Source organism: Streptomyces sp. NBC_01092 (genome assembly GCF_045039535.1).
Classification (GTDB): domain Bacteria; phylum Actinomycetota; class Actinomycetes; order Streptomycetales; family Streptomycetaceae; genus Streptomyces.
Genome location: NZ_CP108659.1, coordinates 3,330,726 through 3,346,343, shown reverse-complemented (window position 1 = coordinate 3,346,343; position 15,618 = coordinate 3,330,726). Strand labels below are relative to the sequence as shown.

Genomic DNA, 15,618 nt, shown 5'->3' with positions numbered 1-15,618 from the left:
CGGGCAGCCGGCCACCGAGCTTCGCCCCCGCCCCGCCCACCCTTCCGACCGCGAAAGCAGGCCCCCGTGCTGACCGTCGACTTCTCCCGGTTCCCGCTCGCCCCGGGCGACCGCGTCCTGGACCTCGGATGCGGTGCCGGCCGGCACGCGTTCGAGTGCTACCGGCGCGGCGCCCAGGTCGTGGCGCTGGACCAGAACGGTGAGGAGATCCGCGAGGTCGCGAAGTGGTTCGCGGCGATGAAGGAGGCCGGCGAGGCCCCCGAGGGCGCCACCGCCACGGCGATGGAGGGCGACGCGCTCGCACTGCCCTTCCCCGACGAGTCCTTCGACGTCGTCATCATCTCCGAGGTCATGGAGCACATCCCGGACGACAAGGGCGTACTCGCCGAGATGGTGCGGGTGCTCAAGCCGGGCGGCCGGATCGCCATCACCGTCCCGCGCTACGGCCCCGAGAAGGTCTGCTGGACGCTGTCCGACGCGTACCACGAGGTCGAGGGCGGCCACATCCGCATCTACAAGGCGGACGAACTGCTCGCGAAGATCCGCGAGGCCGGGCTGAAGCCGTACGGCACCCACCACGCGCACGCCCTGCACTCCCCGTACTGGTGGCTCAAGTGCGCGTTCGGCGTCGACAACGACAAGGCGCTGCCCGTGCGGGCGTACCACAAGCTGCTGGTCTGGGACATCATGAAGAAACCGCTGGCCACCCGGGTCGCCGAACAGGCGCTGAACCCGCTGATCGGCAAGAGCTTCGTGGCGTACGCGACCAAGCCGCACCTGCCGCGGCTGTCCGAGACCTCCGAGGCGGCCACCAAGTGACCACCCCCCGGACAGAACACCTCGTCCTGCCCGGGGTCCTCACCGCCGAGCAGGCCGCCGCGACCGTGGCCGGCATTCTCGCGGTACAGCGGGAGGACGGGGCGATCCCGTGGTTCCGCGGGCACCACCTCGACCCGTGGGACCACGTCGAGGCCGCGATGGCGCTGGACACCGCCGGTGAACACGCGGCGGCCGAGCAGGCGTACACCTGGCTGGCGACGCATCAGAACGAGGACGGCTCCTGGTACGCCGCCTACGCGGACGGCGCCTTCGACGACGTCACCGACACCGGACGCGAGACCAACTTCGTCGCCTACATCGCGGTCGGCGTGTGGCACCACTACCTCTCCACCGGCGACGACACCTTCCTCGACCGCATGTGGCCGTCCGTCTACGGCGCCATCGAGTTCGTCCTGCAACTCCAGCAGCCCGGTGGGCAGATCGGCTGGCGACGCGACGAGGACGGTACGGCGACGCGGGACGCGCTGCTCACCGGCTCCTCCTCGATCCACCACGCCCTGCGGTGCGCCCTGGCCATCGCCGAGCAGCGCGAAGAGCCCCAGCCGGACTGGGAGTTGGCCGCGGGCGCGCTCCGGCACGCGATTCGCCGGCACCCCGAGCGGTTCCTGGACAAGGACCGCTACTCCATGGACTGGTACTACCCGGTGCTCGGCGGTGCGCTGACCGGTGCCGAGGCCAAGTCCCGTATGGAGGAGGGCTGGGAGCGGTTCGTCGTCCCGGGACTCGGCGTGCGGTGTGTCGTGCCCAACCCGTGGGTGACGGGCGGGGAGTCGGCCGAACTCGCCCTGGCCCTGTGGGCGATGGGCGAGTCCGACCGGGCGCTGGACATCCTGCAGTCGATCCAGCACCTGCGGGACGCCGACAGCGGGTTGTACTGGACCGGGTACGTCTTCGACGACGACGCCGTCTGGCCGCGCGAACTCACGACCTGGACGGCCGGGTCCTTGTTGCTGGCCGTCGCGGCGCTGGGCGGGCACGAGGCGACCTGTGCCGTGTTCGGCGGGGACCGCCTGCCGCTGGGCCTGGACCCGGACTGCTGCGTCTGAGGGGCCGTCAGTGGCGGTGGACCCGGTTCGCTATCGCGTGTCCGACGAACAGGTAGACCACCGCCGCCAGGCCGTAGCCGGCCACGACCCTCGCCCACTCCTCGTCGAACGTGAACAGGTCGTGCGACCAGCCCGCAAGCCAGCGGGCCGAGTCATGGACGAACTGGACGAAGTCGTTGGCCTGGTTGGCGTCCAGTAGGTACATCAGGATCCACAGGCCGAGGATGACGGCCATGACGTCGGCGACGATCGCGATGGCCGTGCCGGCCTGGTTGGTACCGTTGCGATATCGAGGGGACATGCCCTCCGGGTAGCCCGCGCGGCGTGACCGAAACCCATGGCCGAAATCCCGCTCCCGAGTCCCTGGCCGGTACCCGAACGGGTCCTCACGTTCAACGGGCGTTTCCCGTAAGGCCGTTCACTCGTCATCGTGATCACCGACGATCCTGGCCCAGCCACGGGGGGAGACGCAGGTGCCCGCGAACAGACCCGCTTCCGGAGAGCCCCGCTTATCCGTCACCAGACCCACGCGCGTCCGCCCGCGTCGCAGAGTGCTGGCGTTCGCGCTGCCCGTCCCGATCCTCGGCCTGATCCTCCTTCTGGCCACCGGGAACCTGCTGTTACCGCTGCGGCAGGTCGTCACCATCGAGGCGAAAATGGCCTCCAAGCGGGACTTCTTCCAGGATCCCGAGGTCGAGCGGCTCCTGATGAAGCACGGATTCCGCGTGCACATCACGAGCATGGGCTCCCGCGAGATCGCCAACCAGGACTTCGAGGGATACGACGTCGTCTTCCCCTCCGGCCAGCCCGCGGCCGACCTGATCAGCCGTGAACGCGCCGAGGCCAACCGCCCGGTGCTGCTGTACCGCCCGTTCGTCAGCCCCATAGTCCTGGCCACCTACCGGAGCTACGCCGAGGCGCTCGTCGGCGCGCGCGTCGCTGAGGCCCAGCCGAACCCGGACGGCCGACCGATGTACTACACGCTCGACATGACCCCCTTCGTGGATCTCACCGAGGAGGGCAAGCGCTGGAGCGACATCGACATCGAAGGGCACGGAGTCCGCAACTCCAACAAGATCCTCGCCCAGACCTCCGACATCTGCGAGTCCAACTCCGCCGGCACCTACCTCGGCCTCGTCGCCTTCGTCCAGAACGAGAACGACGCCCCGAACGACGAGGCGGAGGCGGCCACGGTCGCCAAGGACATCAAGCCGCTCCTCGTCGAACAGGGCCTGCCGTCCTCCGAGCGGGCGGAGACGTATCTGTCCCCCGACGGGCAGAGCATCGCCCCGATCTCCGTGATCTACGAGCACCAGTTCCTCGCCCACCAGATCCGCCATCAGGCCGACAAGGGCGCCACGGACGACGAACGCGTCCTGCTCTACCCCTCGACGCGCTTCGTCACCGAACCCCAGCTCGTCGCCCTGACCGGCGACGGCGCCCGGCTCGGCGAACTGGTCAACGAGGATCCCGAACTCCAGCACCGCGCCATGGAACTGGGTTTCCGCGCCCGCAACAGCAGCAGCGGCGGCACCACCGGCGACGAACTCACCGAGTTCCTCACCGCACGGCACATCCCCGTGCCCACCACCTCGTCCAACGACACCCGGGCGGTCCTGCCCCCGCTGTCCCTCCTGGAACAGATGATCAAGACGGTCGGCGACTGCCCGGACCGCAAGGGCGACCTCCCATGAGGCGCGGGGCGGGCCCGCTCGTGCCCTGTCTGGCGCTCTGCCTGGCGCTCATGGCCGCCGTACTCACCGCCTGCTCGGGCGACGACGGCGACGAACCCGTCCGGCTGCGCGTTCTCGCCGGCCCCGACCTGGCCGTACTCACCCCACTCCTCGGCGAGTTGAAGGACGCGACCGGCGTGGACCTCCGGCTGGACCTCCAGCCCGACGCCGAGACGAAAGCGCCGGACCAGGGCCGCTATGACCTCGCCTGGCTGTCCTCCGACCGCTATCTGCGGCTCACCGCCAAGAGCGCCGTCCAGGGGCTGCAGCGCACGGCGACCATGACATCCCCGGTGGTCATAGGGCTGAAGCCCGACGTGGCGCGCGAACTGCGCGCGCAGGTCCCCGGCGGCCGGCTCACCTGGGCCGACATCGCCGACGCCGCCGCCACGGGCACCGTCCGCTTCGGGATGGCCGATCCCCGGCAGTCCGCCAGCGGCCTCGCCGCCCTGGTCGGCGTCGCCACCGCCGCGGCCGGCACCGGCGGGGCACTGCGCCCCGGCGACGTCTCCTGTGACCGGCTCCGCGGCTTCCGCTCCGGTCAGACCCTCACCGCCGACACCTCGCCCGCCCTCGTCGACACCTACGTCGACCACCAGGACAAGGCCAACGCCCTCATCACCTACGAGTCCGACCTGCTCGCCCTCAACGCCGCCGACCGCCTCGACGACCGCCTGGAGGTCGTCCGCCCCCAGGACGGCATGGTCCTCGCCGACTTCCCCCTGCTCCTCCTCGACGCCTCGCACCGCGCCGCCTACGCGAAGGTCACCGAGTGGCTCCAGCGCGACTCGGTGCAGCAGGAAATCATGAGGCGCACTCTTCGTCGCCCGGTCAGCGCGACGGTCACCCGCGACCCACAGCTGCGCGAGCCGGTCGGCAACGCGCTCTACTTTCCGGACCAACTCAAGGTCATCCAAACCCTGTTGGCCGACTACGGCGACCCCAGCCGACGCACCGCCAGCCAGGTCGTCTTCCTGCTCGACTTCTCCGGCTCGATGCGCGGCGACCGGATGGCCGCGCTCCGCGAGGCCTTCGCCGACCTGAGCGGCGCCGACTCCACGGCCTCCGGCAAGTTCACCCGCTTCTACCGGGGCGAGCGGCTGACGGTGGTCCGCTTCGGCGGCCGCGTCCTGGAGGAGAGGACGGTCACCGTCACGGGCCCGAAGGACCTGCGGACCCTGGCCGACACCGTCGCCCGCGGCGGCTACGGCGACTCCACGGCCGTATGGTCCGCCCTCGACCACGGCTACCGCACCGCGGCCCGCGAACTGACGGACGACCCCGACCGGGCCGTCTCCCTCGTCCTCATGACGGACGGCGAGAACAACGCCGGCATCCCCTACACGGAGTTCGTACGCCGCCACACAGCACTCCCGGCCCCCGTCCGCACCGGCGTCCACACCTACCCCGTCCACTTCGGCGACGCCGACGCGGCAGAACTGCGGCGTGCGGCGGCGCAGACGGGCGGCCGGATGGTGGACGCCGCTGATTCCTCCCGCTCCTCCCTTTCCGAGGCCTTCAAGGAGATCCGTGGCTGTCACTGACGCACTGTGGTGGAGCATATGGTGGCCGTGGATGGCGGCCTGGCTGGCGACGGCCGTCGGCGTGGTGGTGCTCGTCGCGGTCCTGGTACGCCACTCCCGCGAGCGGCGCCGCCGGATGCGCCGCTGGCAGTCGGCGTACAGCATCTGCCTGTACCTGGACGAGCAGTCCGTCATGGACCTCTACGAGATCGGCAACTACCGGTCCGCGCTGGAGGAGGCCGTGGAGCTGCGGACGAAGGTCGACACGAGCATCGGCCTCTGGACCCGCTTCCTGGCCTGGCTGTTCCGCGCCAAACGGGACGTCAGCCAGGAGACCTTCCGCAAGTTCGTCCGCAAGGACAAGCCCATCAACGTCATCGGCATGCTCATCGACGCCTTCGAACGCGCCGACGTCATCGTCCACGCCGACCTGCCCACCATGACCGTGGTCCCGAACCGCGTACTCGCCGACCGCCTCGGCGACGACCGCGAGGTCTCCCTGAGCCGCGTAGGGGAGTTCGTCTCGGTGCGAGCGGAGTTCACGCGGGTACCGGACGCGACGGAGGGCTTCGTCCTGCGCGCCGAGTACGGCGACGAGCAACCCCCCGTCTACCTGCGCGTCGTGGCCTCCGGCAACGCCCGCCGCTCGATCCCCGCCGGCACGTTCACGGCCCGCTGCCTCGGCAAGATGACGGGCTGGAGCGCGGACACCCGGGAGGCGACACTGGAGCCGCTGGCGATCTTCTGGTGACCATCCCTGCCAGTTGCTACGAGTTGAGCTCGGCGAGCACCCGCAGCGTGTGCGGATCGGGCGCGAGGACCAGCAGATCGGTCACCGGCCCCTTCCGCCACAACTCCAGCCGCTCGGCGATGCGTTCACGGGGCCCGACCAGCGAGATCTCGTCGGCGAAGGCGTCGGGGACGGCGAGGACGGCCTCCTCCCGGTGTCCGTCCAGGAAGAGCCGCTGAATCCGGCGCGCCTCCTCCTCGTACCCCATCCGCGCCATGAGATCGGCATGGAAGTTGCGGGCCGCGTGGCCCATGCCGCCGATGTAGAAACCGAGCATGGCCTTGACGGGCAGGAGCCCCTCGGAGACGTCGTCACACACCTGGACGCGGGCCAGCGGGGCGACGAGGAAGCCCGGCGGGAGATCGCGCACCGCGTCGCCGTACACGTCCGGCCTGCTCGGCGACCAGTACAACGGCAGCCAGCCGTCGGCGATACGGATGGTCTGCGCGACGTTCTTGGGCCCTTCGGCGCCGAGGAGGACGGGGAGGTCGGGCCGGAGGGGGTGAGTGATCGGCTTGAGCGCCTTGCCGATGCCGGTGGCGTCCGGCCCGCGGTACGGATGGGAGTGGAACCGCCCCTCGAGTTCGACGGGAGCCTCGCGCCGCAGCACCTGCCGCACGACATCGACGTACTCCCTCGTCGCGGTGAGCGGCGACTTCGGGAACGGCCGCCCGTACCACCCCTCCACCACCTGCGGTCCCGACAGCCCGAGTCCGAGCATCATCCGCCCACCGGAGAGATGGTCGAGGGTGAGGGCGTGCATGGCGGTCGTGGTGGGGGAGCGGGCGGCCATCTGGGCAACTGCCGTACCGAGCTTGATCGTCGAGGTCTTCGCGGCGATCCAGGTGAGCGCGGTGAAGGCGTCGGAGCCCCAGGACTCGGCGGTCCACACGGAGTCGTAGCCCAGCCGCTCGGCCTCCTGGGCGAGCGGTACGTGGTCCGGGGAGGGGCCGCGCCCCCAGTAGCCGAGTGCGAGCCCGAGCCGCATGAGCCTGCCCCTTCCTGACGGTGTGTCAGCTGAACGGCGACTGTACGACAACGGCCCCTCACCGGGAAGGGTGAGGGGCCGTACGGGACGGTCAGGGGCTCAGCCGCGCTGAATACCCGAGGTGTCCTGCAGCACGCCACGACGGCCGTCCTGCGTCTGCGCGACCAGGACCGCACCGCGCTGCTCGACGGCCAGGTACCAGGTGCCCGGCGCGAGTTCGGCGATCGGGGTCGGCGAACCGTCCTCCCCGAACAGCGGCCGCGGCACGGGCACGGCGAACCAGAACGGCGAGAAGTCCCCGGCGGGCGCGGGCGTGGGGGCCGGCGCCTGTGGCTGCCCACCACCGAAGGGCTGCCCGGCCTGCGGCTGCCCACCGTAGGGCTGCTGCGGCTGCTGGGCGCCCGGGTACCCGTAACCACCCTGCGGCTGACCGCCGTAGGGCTGGGGGGCGGCGGGGCGGGGGGCCGGGAGAAGGGCGGCCTGGAGGGCGGGGACGAGGGGGGTGGCGATGGCGCCGCCGGCGAGAGCGAGGGTGGCGAGCAGACCGAGGATGAGGCCGACGCCCGTGTTTTCCGCGTCGATCGTCCACCACAACAGCGACCAGGCGGACGCCACGGACAGGCCGACACCGAGGGGGCCCATGTCCAGGCCGACGACCTTGCGCGGCTGGGGGAGCAGGCGGGCGACCACGATGAGTGCGGCGCCGATCACGCCGGTCATGTACGTACCGAGCCCGAGGCCGATGCTCACGTCCCAGGCGTTCGGAACGTCGACGTTCTCGCAATAGGCGTCCGGGCCGTCGCAGCTGGCAACGCCGAGGAACGACGCGATGAAGAGCAACACCGCTGCTCCGATCACCACGCCGTCGCCTCGAGTGAGGGAGCGGATATTCACTTCAGGTCCTTGTCAATCGTCTCGTCGTCGGCATCGCTGGAGGCGTCGCTGTCACCATGTCGCCGTCAGGCCCCGGTGTGAAGCGCGGGGGTGGCCCCTCATCGTACGGACGACCTTATCGTCCGACCGACAAGGGTGTCCGCCGGGATCAGCCCGTGGACCACTACCCGCGCAGGAAGTCCACGATTCCCTCAGAGATCCCCTGCGCCGCCTTCTGTCGCCAGGCGCCGTTGGTGAGCTGTGCCGCGTCCTTGCTATCGCGCATGTTGCCGCACTCGATGAACACCTTGGGAACCGTTGACAGATTGAGACCGCCGAGGTCCTTACGCGTGACGAGACCGGTGCCGTTGCCGAGGTAGTTGGAGGGGGCGCTGCCCGTGACGCGGAGGAAGGAGCCCGCGATGCGCTCGCCGAGGTTGCGGGACGGGGCGACGATCGGGCCGGTGTTCGCGGCGCCCGCGTTCACCTTGCCGGGGAGGATGACGTGGAAGCCGCGTTGGCCGGCGCCCGCGCCGTCCGCGTGGAGGGAGACGACGGCGTCGGCGTGCGCCTTGTTGCCGATTTCGGCCCGCTCGTCGACGCAGGGGCCCCAGGGGCGGTCCCCGTCCTGGGTGAACTTGACCGTGGCGCCCTGCTTCTCCAGCAGGGTGCGCATGCGGTGGGCGACGTCGAGGGTGAACTCGGCTTCGGAGTAGCCGTCGTTGGTGGACGTCCCGGTCGTGTCGCACTCCTTCCGGTTCGTCCCGATGTTCACCTTGCGGTTGATCTCGGACGTGTGCCGGAAGTTGTTCGGGTTGTGGCCCGGGTCGATGACGACGACCTTGCCCTTGAGGGAGCCGGAGGCGGCCGGCGCGGACGTGGAGTCCGTGGTGGGGGTGGGGCCCGGAGGCTTGTCGTCGCTCGTGGTGCCGTCCGTCGGCTCCGTGCTCGACAGCGCCCCTGACGGCCGTGCGGCCGCGTTGCCGGAGCCGGTCCCGCCGCCCACCGCCTCGTACACCACCCATCCGAGCAGCGCCCCCGGCACGAGGGCGGCGGCCGCCACGGTCAGGGCTCGCGGGCGGCGGCCGCGGCGGGGCTGGGGAGGATCGAAGTCCGGACCTACGTACGACACGCCTGACACCTTACGGGCCGACCGTGGCCCGCGCGGGGAGGCCACGGCCGAGCGGCTCCGAGTTCAGATGCCCGTCCCCGTCCGGCGCAGCACCCGCAGCGATTGCGTCGCCGACACCTCCGTGAACGCCCCGGACTCCAGTGCCCGGAGGTAGACGCGGTACGGGGCCTGGCCGGTGAATTCGTCCTTCGGGTCCGGGAACACGTCGTGGATGACCAGCAGGCCTCCCTCGGCGACATGCGGGGCCCAGCCCTCGTAGTCGGCGCCCGCGTGTTCGTCGGTGTGGCCGCCGTCGACGAAGACCAGGCCGAGAGGTGTGCCCCAGATCTTCGCGACCTGCGGGGAGCGGCCGACCAGGGCGATCACGTGGTCCTCCAGGCCGGCCCCGTGCAGTGTGCGGCGGAACGTCGGGAGCGTGTCCATGAGGCCGATCTCGGGGTCGACCGTCTCGGGGTCGTGGTACTCCCAGCCCGGCTGCTGCTCCTCGCTGCCGCGGTGGTGGTCGACCGTGAGAGCCGTCACACCGGCCTCGCGGGCGGCGTCGGCGAGCAGGATGGTGGAGCGGCCGCAGTACGTACCGACCTCCAGCAGCGGCAGGCCGAGCCGCCCGGCCTCGACGGCCGCCGCGTACAGGGCCAGGCCCTCGCCCCGGGGCATGAAGCCCTTCGCCGCCTCGAACGCGGCCAGGATCTCGGGCTTGGGGGCGGGGGCCATGGGGGTCCTTCCAGTCGTACGAGCGTTTGGGCGCCCATGCTGCCGCACCCCCCGTCAGCCATCTGACAGGGGGTGCGGCAGCGCCCCTTCAGGGGCGCGGGGCTGTGTTGGAATTGCGGCTACCGCCGCGCGGGCGCGACAAGCCACGACGCAGCCGCAGCCGCCAGACGGCCTGTCGCAGCACCCCCTTGGGGCGCACTACGCAGTCACAGTCGCCGTCCCAGGCAACGCCAGGTCCACATCCACCGCCCTGTCGTCCCCCGCATGCGTCGCCGAGGACGCGAGCGGCCCATGGCCGTCGGCCCGCGCGGCCAGGACATAGGCGCCCCGCGCGGGGACGGCGAGGGCGTAGCTGCCGTCGTTCGAGGAGAGGGTCGCCCCTGCCTGGCGGCCACGCCGGTCGATCAGGGTGACCTTGGCGCGGGCGACCGGCGTGCCCTCGGCGTCCAGGACCTTGCCGCGGAAGCCGCGCAGGGCCTCCTCGGCGCGCTCCAGGTTGGCGTCCTCCTCGCTGCTGGCGCGCAGCTGCGGGTGGGCGGCCGGGCGCTGCTTCGGCAGGAACAGGGCGAGCAGGAGGCCTACGGCGACTGCGGCGGTCGCGATCAGGAAGGAGACGCGGAAGCCGTGCATGGTCGGGACCGCGACGCCGCCGACGTCGTTCGCGGTGTTGGCCAGGACCATGCCGATGACGGCGCTGGAGACCGACGTGCCGATGGAGCGCATCAGCGTGTTGAGGCCGTTCGCCGCGCCCGTCTCCGAGGCCGGGACCGCGCCGATGATCAGGGCGGGGAGGGAGGAGTAGGCGAGGCCGATGCCCGCGCCGAGGATCACCGCGATGACGAGGCTCTGCCAGGGGGCGGTCATCAGGCCGAGGCCGGCGCCGTAGCCGATCGCGATGATCAGCATGCCGAGGATGAGGGTGGTCTTGGGGCCGTACTTCGCCGAGATACGGGCGTAGACCGGGGCGGTGAACATCATCGTCAGGCCGAGCGGGGCGACGAGCAGGCCCGCGACGACCATCGACTGGCCGAGGCCGTAGCCGGTCTCCTTCGGCAGCTGGAGCAGCTGGGGCAGGACCAGGGAGACGACGTAGAAGCTGACGCCGACCATGATCGACGCGAGGTTGGTGAAGAGGACGGCCGGGCGGGCGGTGGTGCGCAGGTCGACCAGGGGGGCCTTGGTGCGCAGCTCGTAGACGCCCCAGAGGAGGAGGACGGCGGCCGAGGCGCCGAACATGCCGAGCGTGGTGGCGGACGTCCAGCCCCAGTCGCTGCCCTTGGTGATCGGCAGGAGGAAGAGGACGAGGCCGGCGGAGAGGCCGAGCGCGCCGAGGTGGTCGAAGGTGCCTTCCGCACGGAGCTTGGACTCCGGTACGACGATGAGGGTGAGGACGATGGCGAGGACGCCGAGGCCGGCGGCGCCGTAGAAGAGGGCGTGCCAGTTCGAGTGCTGGGCGACCAGGGCGGCGGCGGGCAGTGCGAGTCCGCCGCCGACGCCGATCGAGGAGCTCATCAGGGCCATCGCCGAGCCGAGCTTCTCGCGGGGCAGCATGTCGCGCATCAGGCCGATGCCGAGCGGGATCGCGCCCATCGCGAAGCCCTGGAGGGTACGGCCGACGATCATGGGGAGGAGGGTGCTGGTGAATGCGCTGATCAGGGCACCGATCACCATCACGGACAGGCTGGCTATCAGCATGCGCCGCTTGCCGTAGAGGTCACCGAGGCGGCCCATGATGGGGGTGGCCACGGCGCCCGAGAGCAGGGTGGAGGTCAGGACCCAGGTGGCGTTGCTGGGCGCGGTGCTCAGCAGCTGCGGCAGGTCCTTGATCACCGGGACGAGCAGGGTCTGCATCACCGCGACAACGATGCCCGCGAAGGCGAGGACCGGGACGAGGGCGCCGGAAGCGCCCGTGGCGGCCTTGCCGACGGGCTGTTCGTTCGTCGTTCGTGTCATGTGTACATCGAACTCCGTCTGCCTGGGCAACTATTCCGATGCTTTGGGTCACTAACGAATTCTTGACCTTCTCTTGGGGAATCGGGCGGGCGAGAAAGACGCCCGCGGCCCGAGGCAACGATCCGGGGGCTTCATGGACTCCTTTGAATATCTAGGGAGGTGCCCATGGGGGATCGCAAGGCGGCTCGGGACTCGGAGTTCCAGAGCTTTGTCATCGGCCGCTGGCCACGCCTGCTGCGGACGGCATTTCTCCTCACGGGGGAGCAGCACGCCGCGGAGGACCTGGTCCAGTCGACGCTCGAACAGGTCTTTGTGGCCTGGCGCAAGGTCGGCTCGGCTGACGACCCGGAGGCGTATGTACGGCGCGTGATGATCAACGCACACGCACGAAAGCACCGCAGAAGGCTCAGGGAGTTCCTCGCACCGAAGGACGACTCCGGCTTCCTGCGCGAGGTGGCGGACACCGGTGACCGCATCGCCCAGGCCGAGGACCGGGGCGCCCTGCTGCAGGCGCTGGCCCAACTGCCGCCACGGCAGCGCGAGGCGGTGGTCCTGCGGTACTGGGAGGACCTGACCGAGACACAGACGGCGGAGGCGATGGGCTGTTCCGTCGGCGCGGTGAAGAGCAACGCGGCCAAGGGGATCGCGAAACTCCGCGCCATACCGGGACTGGCCGAGATGGTGACGCAGGGAGGGCGCAGCCGATGAGCGCGGACCGGGAGACGAACCACGGGATGACCAGCCACGACATGACTCACACGGACATCGCCGTCCTGCTGGCCGACGCCGCGGACGAGGTCGAGATCGGCATAGCCCCCTATGACGCGGTGCTGCGGGGCGGCCGCCGCCGCAAGGCCCGCCGCTGGGCCGTGGCCACGGCGACGGCCGTGGTGCTGGTGGGCTCGGCGGGCACCCTGGCGGTGGCGGGGATGCCGGGCGGGCACGGCGACCGGGGCTCCTCGGTGGCGACCAGCGCGCCCACCGCGCCGGCGCCGGACGTGCGCACGCCCTCGCAGACGCTGCTCGCAGCAGGGACCGACCGGGGCAAGGACTGGCGGGTCTTCATCGACGTCTGGGAGGCGCCGCGCAATGAGCGCGAGGCGCGGGCCGAGCGGGGCGCCATGGCGGAGTTCGGGCAGATCCCGTCCGACCTGCGCGACGCCTCCGACCTGATCGGCAAGAGCTCGTACTTCGTGCGCCGCAGCTTTGGCGACACGGGGAGCGAACAGGTGCTGATCGAGGATGCGTTCACCGCCGAGGACACCATGTCCGGCAAGGACATAGAGGCGGCCGCGGTGCCTCTGGAGCCGGGTGCCGACGGTCCGGAGCGCCTGGTCGTCGGCCAGGTCGCCGTGACCGCCCGGTCCGTCACCTGCACCTGGAAGGACGGTTCGACGACCGAGGTCCCGGTGGTGTCCGAGGCCTACGACGTGAACAGCGACGACTTCGTGATCCGCCCGGCGGACGGGTCGCCGGTGAACTGGTTCGTGTGCCTGGCCCCCCAGGGGACGGCGTTCCAGTCGGTGGCGGTGACGAAATAGGGGTCGCTGAGAGCGGATGCGGGGGTGGCTCGACGCCGGTTCACAGCCACCCCTGCTGTCGGGCCTCCCGCAGTGCCTCCATCCGGTTGCGGGTGCCGGTCTTGCCGATGGCGGAGGAGAGGTAGTTGCGGACGGTGGACTCGGACAGGTGGAGCTTGGCGGCGATGTCGGCGACCGTCGCGCCCTCCGTCGAGGCGCCCAGGACGTCGCGTTCGCGGGCGGTGAGGGGGTTGGGGCCGGCGCTCAACGCGGCGGCGGCCAGGGCCGGGTCGACGACCGTCTCGCCGGTCAGCACCCGGCGGATCGCCACCGCCAGGTCCTCCACCGGACCGTCCTTGACGAGGAAACCGGCGGCGCCCGCCTCCATAGCCCGGCGCAGATAGCCGGGGCGGCCGAACGTCGTGAGGATCAGCACCCGGCAGTCGGGGACCTGGTCGCGCAGCTCGGCCGCCGCGTCGAGGCCGCTGAGGCCGGGGAGTTCGATGTCGAGGAGGGCGACGTCGGGGCGGTGGGTGAGGGCGGCGTCCACGATCGTGTCGCCGGCCGACACCTGCGCCACGACCTTGATGTCCGGTTCCATCCCGAGCAGTAAGGCGAGTGCCCCGCGCATCATCCCCTGGTCCTCGGCGAGCAGAACCCGGATGGACTTGGCGGGCCGATGGTCCCGCGGCATCTCGTTCACGGGCCAAGAGTAGGGCGCGCGGGGCAAGCGGACCCGGCTCGATGGCCACGTCGGTCGTGGTCCGGCCGGAGGGCCGCGGCGGTGCGCCCGCCCGGCCCCGGGCCCTGGGGCGGGTTGCTCCGCGAGGAGCCGCGCGAGGGGTGGTGGCGGTCTGCGCCTGACGGGGGCGCAGGCCGCCGACCGGAAGAGCTCTGCGTCGCCCGGCGTCGCGCAAGGCCCGCTGAGCGGTCGGCCGTTGGGGTAGGCGGCCGTGATGAGCTTGGCGCGGAGGGTCGTCCACTGGGCCAGCATGTCGTGGACCAGGTAGAGGTCACGGCGGCGGGTCCAGGCCTGGCCGGACTCGGGGTCGTAGGTGTGCGGCATGGGTGCCCGCGCCGCTCCGCCGGCGGGTCTATCCGACGGGCAGCCGGATTTCCTCGACCGCCAACTCCCTGGACGCCGGCTCCACCGGCAGTTCCGCCGTCACCACGAATCCGTTGCGCGGACCGGGGCCCGCCGTCAGGGTGCCCCCGGCCGCGGACAACCGCTCCGCCAGCCCCTTCAGGCCCGTACCGCCGACGATCCCCGACTGCTCGGCCCGCTCGCCCCCGCACCCGCCCCCGTCGTCCGTCACTGTCAGCGCCACCCGTTCCCCGCTGCCCGACACGACGATCTCGCAGCGGTCCGCGCGGCTGTGCCGTACGGCGTTCGTGACGGCCTCCCGCACCACCCAGCCCAGCAGGACCTCGGTCTGCGGCACGAGCGGCGGGCCCGAGCGGCGTACGACGGGCTCGATTCCGGCGGCCCGCAGTGCCGAGACCGCGCGGTCCAGCTCGGTGCTCAGGCTGCCCGTCCGGTACCCCGTCACGGCCTCGCGGATCTCCGTGAGGGCCTGGCGGCCGACCGCCTCGATGTCGTTCAGCTGGTCCTGCGCCGCCGCCACATCCCCGGCGGCCAGGCGCCGCGCCGCCTCCGACTTCACGACGATCACCGACAGCGTGTGCCCGAGCAGGTCGTGCAGATCGCGGGAGAAGCGCAGGCGCTCCTGCTCGACGGCGCGCCGGGCCAGCTCCTCGCGGGCGGCGCGCAGTTCCCGTACCGCCTCCGACAGGGACAGGATCGCCGCCGTCACCATCGTGGAGATCCAGGTGGCGTAGGCGATGTCGAGGCCGCCCCAGCCGTCGTGGGCCACGGAGACGACCCCGGCCAGCACACCCACGACCAGCCCGGCCGTGCGCAGCTGCGGCATCCGCACGGCCGCGCCCGTGGCCAGCCCGAGCAGCGGGAAGAACAGCAGCCAGTTGCCGCCGTACGCCCCGGCCAGAGCGCAGGTGACCAGGCCCATCAGCACCAGCGCCACCCGGGTCGAGGTCTCCTCCCGCCGCTCCTTCACGAAGGAGCGGAACGCCACGTAGATGTAGAGCGAGTTGAAGGTCAGCAGGCCGAGCCCGCCGATCCACGGGTCCGGGGTCTCCCCCTGGAAGAGGTTGGAGAAGGCGCCCATCCCCATCAGCAGCCAGGGCAGCAGGCTGTAACCGTTGGGGCTCCGCTCGTCCTTGTAGTGCTCGCACGAGGTCCTGCGGGTCTTGAACAACCAGGCCATGCCCCTGCCCCCTGTCGGGTACGAACCGATGACACCGACGGTACGGACACGCGCCGCCGCACGGCAGAGGTGCTCGTACGCGATTCGGCAGGACAAATGTCACGGCACGCCGAACCGGCGAACCGGATCTGATGCAGCGTCAGGAGCCTTCACAACTGCGGTGCGCTCGGCTATACAGAGGGCGCCGGACTGGAACGCGTTCTAGAACGGCCCGTGACGAC

At 71.2% G+C, this 15,618-nt stretch carries 15 protein-coding genes; 7 read left to right on the top strand and 8 right to left on the bottom strand.

Going from position 1 to position 15,618, the window contains the following annotated elements; all coding sequences use genetic code 11:
* Window positions 1-66 precede the first annotated feature (66 nt).
* Together OG254_RS14985 and OG254_RS14980 are read left to right on the top strand one after the other, a co-directional pair.
* A complete protein-coding gene (locus OG254_RS14985; RefSeq protein WP_405581754.1) occupies window positions 67-819 on the top strand; it encodes a class I SAM-dependent methyltransferase in 753 nt (250 codons plus the stop codon).
* The gene (locus OG254_RS14980) at window positions 816-1,886 is read left to right on the top strand and encodes a prenyltransferase (RefSeq protein ID WP_405581751.1); all 1,071 of its coding nucleotides are present in this window, start codon (window positions 816-818) and stop codon (window positions 1,884-1,886) included. Before OG254_RS14985 ends, OG254_RS14980 begins: the two co-directional genes overlap by 4 nt.
* Window positions 1,887-1,893: 7 nt before the next feature.
* On the opposite strand, the gene OG254_RS14975 is transcribed toward OG254_RS14980, so the two are convergent.
* Window positions 1,894-2,187: a hypothetical protein gene (locus OG254_RS14975; RefSeq protein ID WP_405581748.1), complete on the bottom strand. Its 294-nt coding sequence runs from the start codon at window positions 2,185-2,187 to the stop codon at window positions 1,894-1,896.
* A 250-nt stretch (window positions 2,188-2,437) separates the two neighbouring features.
* Between OG254_RS14975 and OG254_RS14970 the strand changes: the two genes are divergently transcribed.
* Genes OG254_RS14970 through OG254_RS14960 form a run of 3 tightly spaced genes read left to right on the top strand, consistent with a single transcriptional unit; the run spans window position 2,438 to window position 5,893 of the window.
* Complete coding sequence (locus tag OG254_RS14970) at window positions 2,438-3,580, top strand: hypothetical protein (RefSeq protein WP_405581745.1); 1,143 nt, start codon at window positions 2,438-2,440, stop codon at window positions 3,578-3,580.
* Window positions 3,577-5,163 (top strand): substrate-binding domain-containing protein, encoded by a 1,587-nt coding sequence (locus tag OG254_RS14965; protein WP_405581742.1) that lies wholly within the window; start codon window positions 3,577-3,579, stop codon window positions 5,161-5,163. The genes OG254_RS14970 and OG254_RS14965 overlap by 4 nt, the downstream gene beginning before the upstream one ends.
* Window positions 5,150-5,893 carry a hypothetical protein gene (locus tag OG254_RS14960; RefSeq protein WP_405581739.1) on the top strand — a complete coding sequence of 248 codons (744 nt, stop codon included), beginning with the start codon at window positions 5,150-5,152 and terminating at the stop codon, window positions 5,891-5,893. The genes OG254_RS14965 and OG254_RS14960 overlap by 14 nt, the downstream gene beginning before the upstream one ends.
* Window positions 5,894-5,909: 16 nt before the next feature.
* Here OG254_RS14960 and OG254_RS14955 read toward each other — a convergent pair whose 3' ends face one another.
* From OG254_RS14955 to OG254_RS14935, 5 genes are all read right to left on the bottom strand, one after another.
* A complete protein-coding gene (locus OG254_RS14955; protein WP_405581737.1) occupies window positions 5,910-6,920 on the bottom strand; it encodes an LLM class F420-dependent oxidoreductase in 1,011 nt (336 codons plus the stop codon).
* Between the two features lie 99 nt (window positions 6,921-7,019).
* Complete coding sequence (locus OG254_RS14950; protein WP_405581734.1) at window positions 7,020-7,814, bottom strand: hypothetical protein; 795 nt, start codon at window positions 7,812-7,814, stop codon at window positions 7,020-7,022.
* A 163-nt stretch (window positions 7,815-7,977) separates the two neighbouring features.
* Window positions 7,978-8,925 carry an N-acetylmuramoyl-L-alanine amidase gene (locus tag OG254_RS14945; protein WP_405581732.1) on the bottom strand — a complete coding sequence of 316 codons (948 nt, stop codon included), beginning with the start codon at window positions 8,923-8,925 and terminating at the stop codon, window positions 7,978-7,980.
* Window positions 8,926-8,988: 63 nt separating this feature from the next.
* A complete protein-coding gene (locus OG254_RS14940) occupies window positions 8,989-9,639 on the bottom strand; it encodes a class I SAM-dependent methyltransferase (RefSeq protein WP_405581729.1) in 651 nt (216 codons plus the stop codon).
* Window positions 9,640-9,837: 198 nt separating this feature from the next.
* A complete protein-coding gene (locus OG254_RS14935; RefSeq protein WP_405581727.1) occupies window positions 9,838-11,592 on the bottom strand; it encodes an MFS transporter in 1,755 nt (584 codons plus the stop codon).
* A 165-nt stretch (window positions 11,593-11,757) separates the two neighbouring features.
* Here OG254_RS14935 and OG254_RS14930 point away from each other — a divergent pair, with 165 nt between their 5' ends.
* Complete coding sequence (locus tag OG254_RS14930) at window positions 11,758-12,300, top strand: SigE family RNA polymerase sigma factor (RefSeq protein WP_405581724.1); 543 nt, start codon at window positions 11,758-11,760, stop codon at window positions 12,298-12,300.
* Window positions 12,297-13,133 carry a hypothetical protein gene (locus tag OG254_RS14925; RefSeq protein ID WP_405581721.1) on the top strand — a complete coding sequence of 279 codons (837 nt, stop codon included), beginning with the start codon at window positions 12,297-12,299 and terminating at the stop codon, window positions 13,131-13,133. Before OG254_RS14930 ends, OG254_RS14925 begins: the two co-directional genes overlap by 4 nt.
* Before the next feature lie 40 nt (window positions 13,134-13,173).
* On the opposite strand, the gene OG254_RS14920 is transcribed toward OG254_RS14925, so the two are convergent.
* Window positions 13,174-13,806 (bottom strand): response regulator, encoded by a 633-nt coding sequence (locus OG254_RS14920; RefSeq protein WP_405595001.1) that lies wholly within the window; start codon window positions 13,804-13,806, stop codon window positions 13,174-13,176.
* A gap of 400 nt (window positions 13,807-14,206) precedes the next feature.
* On the bottom strand, window positions 14,207-15,397 hold the full coding sequence (locus tag OG254_RS14915) for a sensor histidine kinase (RefSeq protein ID WP_405581719.1): 1,191 nt from the start codon (window positions 15,395-15,397) through the stop codon (window positions 14,207-14,209).
* Window positions 15,398-15,618: the final 221 nt, after the last annotated feature.

Coding starts and splice junctions, on each gene's coding strand:
- OG254_RS14955 (WP_405581737.1), bottom strand. CDS start 6,920: ATGCGGCTCGGGCTCGCACTCGGCTACTGGGGGCGCGGCCCCTCCCCG.
- OG254_RS14935 (WP_405581727.1), bottom strand. CDS start 11,592: ATGACACGAACGACGAACGAACAGCCCGTCGGCAAGGCCGCCACGGGC.
- OG254_RS14965 (WP_405581742.1), top strand. CDS start 3,577: ATGAGGCGCGGGGCGGGCCCGCTCGTGCCCTGTCTGGCGCTCTGCCTG.
- OG254_RS14930 (WP_405581724.1), top strand. CDS start 11,758: ATGGGGGATCGCAAGGCGGCTCGGGACTCGGAGTTCCAGAGCTTTGTC.
- OG254_RS14975 (WP_405581748.1), bottom strand. CDS start 2,187: ATGTCCCCTCGATATCGCAACGGTACCAACCAGGCCGGCACGGCCATC.
- OG254_RS14915 (WP_405581719.1), bottom strand. CDS start 15,397: ATGGCCTGGTTGTTCAAGACCCGCAGGACCTCGTGCGAGCACTACAAG.
- OG254_RS14920 (WP_405595001.1), bottom strand. CDS start 13,806: ATGCCGCGGGACCATCGGCCCGCCAAGTCCATCCGGGTTCTGCTCGCC.
- OG254_RS14940 (WP_405581729.1), bottom strand. CDS start 9,639: ATGGCCCCCGCCCCCAAGCCCGAGATCCTGGCCGCGTTCGAGGCGGCG.
- OG254_RS14925 (WP_405581721.1), top strand. CDS start 12,297: ATGAGCGCGGACCGGGAGACGAACCACGGGATGACCAGCCACGACATG.